We start from the raw sequence: 12,824 nt of genomic DNA on the forward strand, positions 1-12,824 counted from the left end.
GTCTAAGTAGGGTTTTAAACTGTCTGCACTATCCGGGAATAACTTTACTGCACCTGTTTATATTGATATTCTGTCATGCTGACAATATTCCCATCAGCATCCTTTATCTGCTTCAGCCGGCCAAAGGCATCATACACATAATACAGCACATTATTGGCCATATCACATTTGCTTGTTATGCCCACCAGCGGATCATAACTGAAAGTGTTCATGAAAGCATCTTTCGGATACAAGCGGAGTTCATCGATCGTTGTGTTTCCTGAAACACTGACCGTAGTAGTTCCTGAAGGAATGGAGAAAACATATAGCTTCCAGCTGCCGGTAGTACGTGTGATGGCAGACATCAACGTACCTCCGCTTACTGTCGGTTGGGATTTAGCCCATACGGTCAGCCAATAATTTTTGGAGGCGTCCAGAATACCGGTGCTACTACTGATACTGCCATTGACAAGGTTATACACGCTTTTGCCAGTGATAGCAGTATTATCTGTAACAGATACGCCAGCATAGGTCCAGCCACCTTTATCCCCTTCAAACGACGTATAGGCAACATTGCCGGGTAAAACATTCCGAACTTCCGCCACCGCATAGGCCTGATTATAGCCCCATAAATAACTGTTGAGTGCACCATCTCTTTGCGTAAAACTTATAATGTTGCCTTTCGTATCATAACCATTGTACAGTATCATTCTGTCATAGGGATTATTCAACCGGGCTACCAGCACCTCCTGCGGCTTCACCTGTGTTACTCCGTTCCAGAAGTTATAGCGGGTAAAAGTGCTGGCCATCAATTGATTGTTGTTATAGGTCTTTTGTTCTATGAGCGGAGCGATAATATTTCTGTCGATCATAGCATCATAAACAGCAGTACCGGAAAAATCAAACGCATACTTGTTTTCCTGGCGCACCGTCTCATTGCTGCTGTTCGTAGTTTGGGTAACAGTAGGATAAAAATGTTTATTACTGCCATAAGTATAGCTGGTTGTTTTTGTAAGCGCATTGGTGCCTGTAGCATCATAGGTTATTTCATCCGTGCGGGTCATGAAAACAGGTACGGATACAGTATAGTATTTATCTACAATGAACTGTGCAGGATTGGTCCACCCTTCATCTACTTTGGAAAACGACAGCTGGAAATTAGCGATGAGGTTCTGATTGGGATTACAATTTGTATTACCAGCCTGATAACAACCCCAATCATAAATGGCCTGATAGTAGTTTTTTGTACAGGCAATATCCCGGAAAGTATTATTACTGCTGTTAAATGCAGATACTCTTTTTTCCAGCAACATGCCTGCATACCATTCTGAACTGGCGGAATATACCGGATCCGTCAATCCCACATCTCCAATACCTCCGGAGTATTTGTATACCGTTCGCCCATTGCTGCCATCTTCTGCAGACATTTCTGTTACCTCCGTATAACCCATTGTATTATTCAGCGCCCCGCCAGCACGGGTTTGCGCCGAGGAAGAATAAATATAGTAAGGGCAACCATTGGATGGAGGTTGATATACTTCCGCATACCCACCACTGGGTGGATAGATAATTGAGCTGCGGTTAGGATTGTTGAGGAAATTGTAATTATAAAACTTGCTGTCCGCTTGTTTCCCGGATTGATCATAACTTTTGAGCGACCTGATACGCAAACCACCATACACGATCTTAGGGCCGGTAACAGTGCGGGTAATGGGCTTAGGCCAAAACACGCGTGCATAACCGTAATCATTTATATGTGTTCTGCCAATAGAGATCCGGTAGGTATGACCAGTTATCAGCGTCAGTTGTTGTGACCCCTGGCCATTTCCCCCTCTGACACCTGTATTATCAGTTACGTCAAACAAAGTAAAAGCCAGATAGTCATCATAATTAAAGGGCTGCAACAGCCATTCCAGTGTTACAGTTCCTCCGTCAGCCACAAAATCATTCGCCAATGGCGCATTCGGATCATTAGGATCAAGTGATACTCCACCACCACCATAACCCAGTTCTGTAACAGTATAGGTTACATTGTCTATATGCGGTTCGTAAGTAAACATCGTATATCCACCGGTAGGATACTGGAGCTTTGTCAGTGTTCCGCTTTTCATATACTGAAAATCAGCAGACCGGTCCGCTCCATATGGCTTACCCTGGGAAATTGCAGGAGGTATCAGGCTTCCATTGCTTTTGCCGTTGTAATATCCCCATTCATCCTGCGAAAACGACAGGCGTTCCGGCAGGGGGTTTGTTTCATCGTAGGTAAAAACATAGGTAGGCTTACTGTCTTCCTTGGCAGTAAGCAGTTTTAATCTGCTGGTGTTGCCAGTACCAGTACCAAAATAACCATACGTGAAATTCCATCTTTTCACGATCCCTGTATTATTATAGATATCAATCCCTTCCAGATAATTCCCGGCCTGCTGCCCATTATACAGAAGGTCCTGCCGTTTGGCCACACTGTAATTAAATACCACCTGGGAAGGATTATCGTCTGCGTATATACGTTTTACCCTCAGTCCATTCACTGTAACTACGCGCTTGCACAATCTGTCCAGGGGTAATCCTCCGGAACAGGGTACTGTTTTCTGGTAGCTGGCCTCTTCCATATTCTGGTCGTAGGTATAATTATAGGATTCATAATCAAACCTGACCGTACTGCCGTTAGGGCTTACAATTTTCTCCAGAAAAGCAGTCGGCTGAAGCACTCCGGAATACTCCCTTCCACCCATTGTACCGGTAATACAGCTATAGTTATAGGATGATTGTTCCAGCGCAGTAAAATAATATTGAAAACCCTTATCGTCGGTTATCAGGAAGAGTGACTGCGCACCATTTATCCGGGTAATCCTGATTGCAGGATTGGCTGGCACCAGGCGGGCCTTATTCTGCTTATCAAAATAAAACTTGCCCGACTGTCCCATAAAATTAAAGCTGTAGATATCCCTTTCAAGATCCCTGTTATTGTTGATGGCATCCATCGCGAAATAGTAATCATCAGGGAGAGTGGAACCAAGAGATGCATAAGGATTAAAATTCACTTCATCCGCAGGATAAACAGAATTTATTCCATCCGGCAGGCCCATGACAGTCTGTGCAACCATGCCACCTGCATTGAGCGTCCATCCCAGCCCGACATTGGTCGCCAGTTCATCTACTTTTATACCACCCGCATGATAATTTAATCCAACGTCAACGGCTATATCTCCAACTGAATACTTCCATACAGGAATACTGACCTGTGGAACTCCGGTAAAAGTAGAAACCGGTATGTCTCCATACTTTCCAAGTGCCGCAGCTTCCGGCAACGCAGGTATTACTTTGGGATAATCAGCCCGTTGAGCAGTCCCCGCTAATGACAACAGGAGCATTCCGAGCAAACAGCTTATACGCATATGGCATTCAATATTTACATAGGTAAAGGCCTTTCACGGGAAAGACAGTAATCAGAATTTTGGTTGTTTGTATGCTACTCTTTGGTTAACAAAAAATCATCATAGGTAAAAGGATCTCAAAAAAGTAGTCACACAATTAACTAAAAGTAAAACAGCTTTTAAAAAAAGTACATCACATATTTGTGTGAACAGCATACTTGATAAAAAAAACGCTTTGACAATTACATTGCCAAAGCGTTTTTACATGAAAAGAAAACCTTACAGTTCCTTCACCCGGATATTCCGGAAACGTACGATAGATCCATGTCCCAGGAAACCGATATGACCAGTTTCATTTTTCAGGCCGGGATGTTGTTTATGGTCCAGCGTACCTTTCTCACGGGCTTCCGCGATATCACCGTCGAGGATCACAGTACCATTGAGTATCACTTTGATATGCGTACCGTCTACGATCGCTTCTTCATAGTTCCACTCTCCTACCGGTTTGAGATAACCTCTTTTTGCAGGGATCACACCATATACAGAGCCATGATATTGATACACGTGCAGATCTTTATAGATATCTGCTTCGTTGTCCAGGATCTGTAATTCCATGCCCTCATAGGCTGCGTCGCCGGTGAGTGGGGCACGCACACCCAGACCGTTATTGGCTCCGGGAGTAAGCTGGAATTCGAAACGGAAGGAGAAGTTGCGATACTCTTTTTTCGTATAGAGGTTACCATGACCACCATTCGTAGGATAAATCACCAGGTCTCCGTTATCAATTACATAATCTTTGGTGTTGCCGGTCCATTCGTGCATGTTGGTGCCATCGAATAATACTTTGTAACCTGCTTTTTTCTCTTCATCATTTAATACATAAGGTTTTACACGGGGCAATTCCCTGATGTACAGGTTACGGTAAGCTACATAGGTGCCATGTGCCTGCAGTTCAATCTGCTCTTCGGGGAAGATAGGCAGACCGCGGTCCCAGTAGTTTTCGAGGATGGTGTTGTCGGTTACCTGCACGCCGTTGAGATAAACGGTCACACGGTCACCTTTCATAATGATGCGGAAGTGGTTCCATTCACCGATAGCGTTATCGGCCAGTTTGAGCGGTTTGCTTTCGTGTTGCTGGTTGTTGTACAGTCCGCCGGAGCCCACCTGTGCACCTACATCGATGCGGGAAGTGTCCCAGATCTGTACCTGGGGTGATCCGCGGAGATAGATGCCGGCATCGCCATTGGCAGTGATTTTCCAGTCTACCAGCATTTCGAAGTCACCATATTTCTTTTCGGTGCAGAGGTTATCACCCTGACCGTTGAAGATCAGCAGACCGTCTTTTACAGACCAGCCTTTGCGCATGGCTTCATTGGCTTTATCCTGTGCTTTGGCGAGGGTTTTAGCGTCCATTTTGGCGCGGGCGATGGGGTTTTCCACGAGGCCTTTCCAGCCGCTGAGGTCCTTGCCGTTGAACATCGGTACGAAGCCGTCGCCGGCGGGCATTTCAGCGAGGTATTTACGGATCGACTGACGTTGATAATCTGCATCACCGCCTTTCAGCACATTGCTGGTTTTTTCGAGCAGCTGGCGAACGAGGGCTCCATTATAGGATTTATTGGCGAGGGCTATGTTCATGACGGCCATCGCAGCATTCTGTTGTACAGCAGGATTATCCAGGTATTCGCCAGCAAACAGCAGGGCCGGGAAGGTCTTGCATTGTTCCACACCAGACAGGATCTGATTCTGCAAAGAAGCAGAAGGATTCAGCTCCATAGCGTTGCGCAACATCAGCACTTTCTGGTCTGCGGAGTACCCTGATTTTTTGGTGAGGGCAATATAGCCGGCCAGTGCCTGCTCACGATAGTCGCTGTTGGCAGGATCACGGGCTATCTTCAGCAGGGCGGGTGCCGCGGCAGCGTCTTTCCAGTCTGCCAGGGCAGCTATCGCTTCTTTTTTCGTAGCTGCGTTGCCGGTAGTGAATGCATTCATCACCGGTTCCAGTGCGGAAGGCTGACCAATACCGGCCAGTACGCCCAGGTAACGGGACTGGTTGGCAGCGGAAGCCTGTTTCATCAGCGGCAGCACATCATTGCTGGTAGCACCGGCATTAATCAGGGCTGTCTGGATATGATTGATTTCCTGCTGGGAGCCAGCGTTGTTCAACAGCGTGAATAATGCAGGGAGGTTATTTTTGCTGGCCACATCTTTCAGGGCAGCCATGGCAGCAGATTTCACGTCTGCGTTAGTGCTGGTGGTGAGGGCCAGGACATCGTTTACGCGGCTGTCTGCTTTGCGGGCAGCCAGCACTTCAAGCAGCGCTGTCTGTGCAGGAGCAGGCATAACAGCCAGTACTGCGCCGGACTGCTGTACTACTTCATTGCCGGGCATCAGCCGCAGTGCATTTTTTACAGCAGTGATATCCGCAGCGGAACCTGTTTTCATGATATCCAGCAAAGCAGGCAGGGTAGCTGTTTCGCCAATCCTGGCGGCAGCTGCGATAGCAGCAAGCCTTACGGTTTCATTAGCATTTTTCGTATATCCACTTACGGTAGACAGTGCAGATTTCACCTTGTTCTCGCCCAACATGTTGATGATAGCCGCTTTGGTATCATCGGAGGATTTTTTCAGTTGTGCCTGCCAGGCCACAGAAGTGGCCGCAGCAAAGGGAGCAGCAAATTTCAGGGCGGCGTCGCGGTATTCATTGTTTTTACTGGCAACGGCCTGGCTCACCCAGGACATGCTTTTTTCACCCAGGATATCGGTCAGCAGTTTAAGCCCGGCAGTGCGGGTATGTACCTGCGCATCTGCAGTGCATTGTTTTACGAGGGCTTCTGCTATTTTCTGTGCAGCAGCTTTATTACCATTGGCAGCGAGCTGTCCTGCGTAGTACAGATAAGCAGCGGTAGCATCGGTAATATCGTAGGTATAGCCAGCTTTAGCGGCAGCATTGCCCAGCACAGTGGCAGCGGAAGGATCAGCGATCTGCCCTAACGCATACTGAGACACTTTCACCAGTTTTTTATCAGTGTTGCTCAGTTGCGCGGTGATAGCCGGTACTGCAGCAGTATAACGGGCATCCCCCAACGCTTCTGTAAGGGTGATCCGATTGGCCGTACTGGCAGCAGACAGGGTGCCTAACAGGGCCTGCTGAGCAGCAGGTGTATTGATTTTTACCAGCACACGGGCAGCAGGATCACAGAAGCGATCGGCAGCCAGCAGCGGCTGCAGGGTGCTCACCGCATCATTGTCGCCGGTGGTCTGCAGTTGGGTGATCAGGAATACTTTATTTTCCGGATCGGTGGTTTTGTTGATGGCTTTGCAGAAAGCGGCGGCAGCTTCTTTACGTTTGGTTTCCTTACCAGGTTGTGTAACGTAATAAGCATAGCCCGCCAGCGCGTACTGCAACTGGGTATTGTCGCCTTTGCCCTGTGGGGCCAGCATACCGGCGATGGTGGTCACGCCGTCCTGGCCAAGTGCGGCAATCGCTTCCATGTTGGTATTGAACTGCTCTTTATTAGGGGCAGGCATCAGTGCCAGCACATCGGCTATTTTGGTATGAAAGGCTCGCTGGTCTGAAGGGCCCTGGGCCTGGGCCAGGCTGTTCCAGCCCACCAGCAGTGCGATAAGTATGTGTAATATCTTTTTCATTGATGCTGTTTCTTACTTGTAGTATTAGATGGTCCAGGGGCCGCGCATGGGCTGGAATATCAGGGCGTTGGCACCTGCGTCGTTGATGAATTCCTGTTTCACCGGGTCAAATTGGAGGGAGCGGTTCAGGCGAAGCGCTATTTTACCCATGTTGACGAGTGTGCAGGAGCGGTGACCGTTTTCTTCGTTGAGCGCAAACTTCTTACGGTTTTTCACGGCATCTACGAAGTCGGTTTGTTGTGGTGCTGGGTCGGGGAAGGCAGCCAGCTTTTTCTCCAGATCAGGGATATCTGATTTAAAGCCGGGGTACAGTTTACCTTTGGGTCCTTCTATATAAGCCGCTTTTTCATCTTTTCCTTCACCATCGAGAATGATCTGGCAGCCATCGGCGTAAGTGTAGGTGATCCTTCTCCAGGTGCCTACTGCATCGGGATGTTGTTGCGGGGCATCAATTTCCACGCTTACAGGGCTGGTATCATCTTTACCGAGGAAATACTGAACGGGGTCGAGATAGTGTTGTCCCATATCACCGAGTCCGCCGCCGTCGTAGTCCCAGTAGCCGCGGAAGGTCTGGTGTACGCGGTGCGGGTTGTAGGGGCGGAACGGTGCGGGTCCGAGCCACATATCGTAGTCAAGTTCTTTGGGTACGGGCATGGTGTCGAGATTGGTTTTGCCCACCCAGAAGAATTTCCAGTCGAAGCCGGTATGTTTGCTGACAGTGACTTTCAGCGGCCATCCAAGCAGACCGCTCTCCACCAGTTTTTTAATGGGTTTTACCGTGGTGCCCATACCATAGAAGCGGTCTTCGAAGCGGAACCAGGTGTTGAGGCGGAAGATACGGCCATGTTGCTGTACTGCTTCCACGAGGCGTTTACCTTCACCGATGGTAGCAGTCATCGGTTTTTCGCACCATATATCCTTGCCGGCACGGGCGGCATCGGCAGCGATAATACCATGCCAGTGCGGCGGAGTAGCTACGTGTACGATATCTACTTCGGGGAGGGTGATCACTTCCCGGTAGTCCGAGAATGTTTTGACTCCTTTGTCGCCCAGCTGGTCCATGGCTAGTTTGAGGTGATTGCGGTCAACGTCGCAAATGGCTACCACGCGGGTACCGGCATAACCAAAATGGCCACGCCCCATACCGCCGGTGCCAATCACGGCTTTGGTAAGCTGATCACTGGGCGCGAGATAACCGCGTCCCAGCACATGCCTTGGAACAATAGTGAAAGCAGCTAGCGCCCCCAGGGAATTTTTAAGGAACGCCCGCCTTGAATCGCTGTTTTGTTTTGCCATATAGATGTTTGATTGAATACGTGTATAGATCTCCGTTAGATGTTCACTGTGTAATAAGCTCCGGGTCGAATGGTAGTAAGATAGAAAGTCAGTGGGGTATATGCAAGCGGAGCGGCTTGAAATAGTGATAAGCGGCAAAAGGGATATTGACCGCCAAGACAGGCGGCCGGAGTTGGATTAACGTATAAAAATGAGGACCAGTGCGGGCATAACACACTCCTCTCCTGTGTTTTTGTCAGGATTTTGGAAGATGAAAAAGCCCTGTGTTTTTTATATAATTTTTTGAGACGATTTTATGCAGAAGCCCTGTAGCAAAGCGTATTGCGTACGCTTATCCAGCCGCCCAGGACTAAAGTCCTGGGCTATTTTTGATGATGTTATTCATATCAGCTGCTGGCTGCACAGTATTGGTAATCTCCTGAGATGTCATAATAGTGTGATGTTACTAAAGTACTGGACCCAGAGCCCCGAACTTAGCCCAGGACTTTAGTCCTGGGATGATGTTATTCGTACCAGATGCTGGCTGCGCCGATGATCGCCGCTTTTTCGCCGAGGGCGGCCACCAGCAGCGGAGTGTGATAATGCGCCTTTTCCAGTTCCTGGATTACAGCCGGGAAAAACAGTTGAGAAGCCTGGGCGATATTACCGCCGATGACGATAGCTTCGGGTGATTCAGCTTTGATAAAGTCGATGAGGAAAGTGGCCAGGTTATGTGCGAATTCATCGAATACCTGTTGTACCCTGCTGTCACTGTCGATATAGGTAATTAGTTCTTTTACATCTTTTACAGCGGTACCGGACAGTTCCTGGTATCGCTTTACGAACCAGCGGGTAGACAGGTAGTCTTCCGCCATGCCGTCGAGGAAAGGAGAACACCAACGGTCAGCGTCCTGGGCCTGTCCACCGTGGTAGGTAGCAGAACCGAGGCCGGTGCCCAGGGTGAGTCCGATTACATGCTGGTAGTTGCGGGCAGCGCCGCTAAATACTTCGCCTTGAAGGAAGCAGCCTGCGTCGTTGATAAAACGTATCGTGGAGGGATCCAGCTGCAGTTTTGCAGCCAGCATGTTTTTTACGTTCAGGTTGTAGAGGGCATCATATTTATGCTGGTCTTTCATCATGCTGATGCCTGCCTGATAGTCAAACGGTCCGGGCATACCGATACCGATATGTCTGCTTTCTGGTTGGATGTCCCTGAAAGCTTCATTAATCACTGCCGCCCATGCGTCAATTATCTCCGTTGCGGTTCCTTGTGAATTGACACGCGTACGGTTCCAGGAATGGGTATCTATTGTCCTTGTCTCCAGGTTAACTAATGCTGCTGTGATATGGGACCCGCCGATATCAATTCCTAATGCCATGGAACTTTTCATAAATGAATAAAAATAATAGATTTAGGCTAAATCGTTTTAGCTTTCGACAAATATAAGATTGTTTGGTTGACAATATGTCAAATAAATCGTTTTAGCAAAGAAAAAAACAGATAATGTGCCCCAATATAACTTCTTTTTTGATAAATCAAAAGGAAAAATGACAAGAGCAGCAAAGCGAATGAACCTGGTCAAATGGGGAAAATAGACTCAGCCGCAAAGAGCGGATACTCCCTGAAAGAACGTACGCTGCTTTCTCTGCAAAAGAAACTTATCAGGAAAAAACATTTACAAAGCTGATGAACATTTCTTGTTCACGACGCAGGTGTCCTCAGGGGCATTGCCGATGTTCAGCCGCCCATACTTATTTTATACAACAGGTCTGAAGCCCTTGTCCACGGTATGCTTTACGGATATATGACTGCCCCGGATAACCTTCTTCGCCCTGTTCTCCCTGCAATATTATCCTGGTAACGCCAATCATCTCATCGCCCGCAAAAAGGCCAAAAACAGCCTTATCGGCATCTGCTACCTGCTCCTACCATTGTTCATCTGTCAAAGTAATCCCGGGAGGCTACTTACTCCGGAACATGACCGGCTCCTGCTGTAAGGCTTCCAGCCGCATGGTTTTATAAAGTGCCGATTCTGCCGGCAGCAGCTGACGTATATGATATATGCCAGATCCAAATTGTAACATACCAACATGCATTCTATTCCTTAAAAATAACATATCCGTTCGGGTTATCCATGCTGTAAACCCGCGTGCATATGCGGAAAAAAAATATTTATGACTGTTTTTTTGAAAAAATCATCAGTAAAAGCCATGCTTTGTTGATGCCGTAAAAAAAACAATGCCACTGTGTTTATCATTTGATTAATCCTCTGACACCTGCATTATCAGGCTATTTTGACGGATAAAAAATAATATGCACTTTTACATCTCAATTCACACACAATGGACCTCCATCAATCAGGTAGCAGCCTGACCAACTTTATCGCCACCAACTACAACACCTCTCCTCCAAGCTGTTAATAAACTTTCTGTGAAGTAAATGACTGTTAACGGTTTTCGTTAACAGCCTGCTGTTGCGCTGCACTTTTTCTGCTCCGCTGCTGCCTTCCTGTGCACTGCACCTATCACATACAACATACATAAACACTTAACAACTGTAACATGGGAAACTCCTCTGTTCTCACATGGGCACTGCTCATCGGCCTGCCCATCCTATGCCTGGTACTTTACAAGGTAATTCTTCGTATATTCTTCGGCGTTATAATCGTGCCGGAAGACCGTATTGGGCTTGTAACGAAAAAATTTGTACTCTTCGGCAAGCAGGAACTGCCCGAAGGACGTATCCTTGCCACCAAAGGCGAAGCCGGTTTCCAGGCACAGACACTGGCTCCCGGTGTATACTTCTGGAAATGGATCTGGCAGTACAGCGTTACCTTCCAGCCTTTTACCCTTATCCCAACCGGTAAAATAGGCCTTGTAATGGCTAAAGACGGTGCTGAACTACCTACCGGCTCCATCCTTGCCCGTAAAGTACCCTGCGACACCTTCCAGGATACTGTTGCCTTCCTGGAAAATGGCGGCTGCAAAGGCCGGCAGACAGGTATTATCACGCCCGGATCTTATCGTATCAACACCTTCCTGTTTGACGTGGAAATCACCGACATGGTCTCCATCCCGGAAAATGGCGTGGGCATTGTTACCACCCTCGAAGGACAAGCCCTTGAAACAGGCTCCATTGCCGGTAAAACCATCCCGGAACATAACAACTTCCAGGACGTGGACGCCTTCCTCGAAAAAGGTGGCTACAAAGGATTACAGGAACAAGTGATTCTGGCCGGTTCTTATTTTATCAACCCCTGGTTTGCCAAAATGGAAATCGTACGCATGACTGAAATAGCCATCGGCCATGTAGGCGTAGTCATCTCCTTCGTAGGCAACGACGGCGTAGACATCAGCGGTGCCGAATTCAAACACGGCAACATCGTAGCCAAAAGTTTCAAAGGCGTGTGGGCGGAACCGTTAGGTCCGGGTAAATACCCCATCAACCCCTACATCATGAAAGTGGAACTGGTGCCTACCACCAACCTGGTGCTCAACTGGGCTTCCGCAAGAAGTGAAGCACACCAGCTGGATAAAAACCTGTCCACTATTACAGTACGGAGTAAAGATGGTTTTACCTTCAACCTCGACGTATCTCAGATCATCCATATCCCTACAACAGAAGCTCCGAAAGTGATTGCCCGCTTTGGTAACATGAGCAACCTCGTTACCCAGGTACTTGAACCTACTATCGGCAACTATTTCCGTAACTCAGCCCAGGGATCCGATGTGATCAGCTTCCTCACCAGCCGTAAGGAAAGACAAAACGCTGCCAAAGAACATATCGGACAGGTACTGGATCAATACAATGTTTTCGGAGTGGATACCCTCATCGGTGACATCGTACCTCCTGAAAGCCTGATGAAAACACTGACCGACCGTAAAATTGCGGAAGAACAAAAAGTAACCTACGAAACACAACGCCAGGCACAGGAAACCCGTCAGTCACTCGAAAAAGAAACAGCAGTAGCTGAAATGCAGAAAGAGATCGTAAAAGCTGACCAGGGTGTACTGATCGCAGAAAGAATAGCCGACGCCTCTGTGAAGAAAGCTACGGGTGATGCCAACAGTGTACGCCTGCAGGCTAACGCAGAAAGTGATCGTATGAAACTGCTGGCCAGCGGTGAAGCAGAAAAAGTAAGGCTGCTTGCCAGAGCAGAGGCTGACCGCACAGAATGGATCGCCAAAGCGGATGCGGAAAAAATCTCCCTCACCGGTAAAGCAGAAGCGGAAAAAATCCTGGCCATCGGTCAGTCCAGCGCCGAATCCTATAAACTGGCCGTAGAAGCCATGGGTGGCAGCAACTTCACACAATTAAAAGTGATGGAAGCTATCGGTGCACAGAACATCCGCATCATGCCCGACATCCTGATCGGTGGCAACGATGGTGCCAATGGCCCCATCAGCGGACTGCTCGGGTTAAGACTGCTGGAAGAAATCGGTAACAAACAAGCCGCTCAGAGCAGCACACCGGCCCAACAACAACCCGACTTACAATAAACCTTATCATCCCTATCCTCACTTTCGCCATTCATGTTACCCTGA

General features: G+C 48.1%; 6 protein-coding genes. 1 reads left to right on the forward strand and 5 read right to left on the reverse strand.

Going from position 1 to position 12,824, the window contains the following annotated elements:
- Positions 1 to 44 precede the first annotated feature (44 nt).
- From KD145_RS08255 to KD145_RS32465, 5 genes are all read right to left on the reverse strand, one after another.
- Complete coding sequence (locus KD145_RS08255) at positions 45 to 3,374, reverse strand: hypothetical protein (protein WP_212005423.1); 3,330 nt, start codon at positions 3,372 to 3,374, stop codon at positions 45 to 47.
- A 258-nt stretch (positions 3,375 to 3,632) separates the two neighbouring features.
- The gene (locus KD145_RS08260; protein WP_212005424.1) at positions 3,633 to 7,004 is read right to left on the reverse strand and encodes a DUF1080 domain-containing protein; all 3,372 of its coding nucleotides are present in this window, start codon (positions 7,002 to 7,004) and stop codon (positions 3,633 to 3,635) included.
- Between the two features lie 24 nt (positions 7,005 to 7,028).
- Complete coding sequence (locus KD145_RS08265; RefSeq protein ID WP_212005425.1) at positions 7,029 to 8,300, reverse strand: Gfo/Idh/MocA family oxidoreductase; 1,272 nt, start codon at positions 8,298 to 8,300, stop codon at positions 7,029 to 7,031.
- Between the two features lie 503 nt (positions 8,301 to 8,803).
- Complete coding sequence (locus KD145_RS08270) at positions 8,804 to 9,658, reverse strand: ROK family protein (RefSeq protein ID WP_212005426.1); 855 nt, start codon at positions 9,656 to 9,658, stop codon at positions 8,804 to 8,806.
- A 583-nt stretch (positions 9,659 to 10,241) separates the two neighbouring features.
- The gene (locus tag KD145_RS32465; protein ID WP_256441284.1) at positions 10,242 to 10,364 is read right to left on the reverse strand and encodes a hypothetical protein; all 123 of its coding nucleotides are present in this window, start codon (positions 10,362 to 10,364) and stop codon (positions 10,242 to 10,244) included.
- Positions 10,365 to 10,841: 477 nt separating this feature from the next.
- Between KD145_RS32465 and KD145_RS08275 the strand changes: the two genes are divergently transcribed.
- Positions 10,842 to 12,779: an SPFH domain-containing protein gene (locus tag KD145_RS08275; protein ID WP_212005427.1), complete on the forward strand. Its 1,938-nt coding sequence runs from the start codon at positions 10,842 to 10,844 to the stop codon at positions 12,777 to 12,779.
- The last annotated feature ends 45 nt before the right edge of the window (positions 12,780 to 12,824 follow it).

The sequence above is a fragment of the Chitinophaga sp. HK235 genome (genome assembly GCF_018255755.1).
Taxonomy (GTDB): Bacteria; Bacteroidota; Bacteroidia; order Chitinophagales; family Chitinophagaceae; genus Chitinophaga.

Excerpts from the sequence above, each read along its gene's own strand:
- KD145_RS08255 (WP_212005423.1), bottom strand. The coding sequence starts at position 3,374 with ATGCGTATAAGCTGTTTGCTCGGAATGCTCCTGTTGTCATTAGCGGGG.
- KD145_RS08260 (WP_212005424.1), bottom strand. The coding sequence starts at position 7,004 with ATGAAAAAGATATTACACATACTTATCGCACTGCTGGTGGGCTGGAAC.
- KD145_RS08265 (WP_212005425.1), bottom strand. The coding sequence starts at position 8,300 with ATGGCAAAACAAAACAGCGATTCAAGGCGGGCGTTCCTTAAAAATTCC.
- KD145_RS08270 (WP_212005426.1), bottom strand. The coding sequence starts at position 9,658 with ATGGCATTAGGAATTGATATCGGCGGGTCCCATATCACAGCAGCATTA.
- KD145_RS32465 (WP_256441284.1), bottom strand. The coding sequence starts at position 10,364 with ATGTTACAATTTGGATCTGGCATATATCATATACGTCAGCTGCTGCCG.
- KD145_RS08275 (WP_212005427.1), top strand. The coding sequence starts at position 10,842 with ATGGGAAACTCCTCTGTTCTCACATGGGCACTGCTCATCGGCCTGCCC.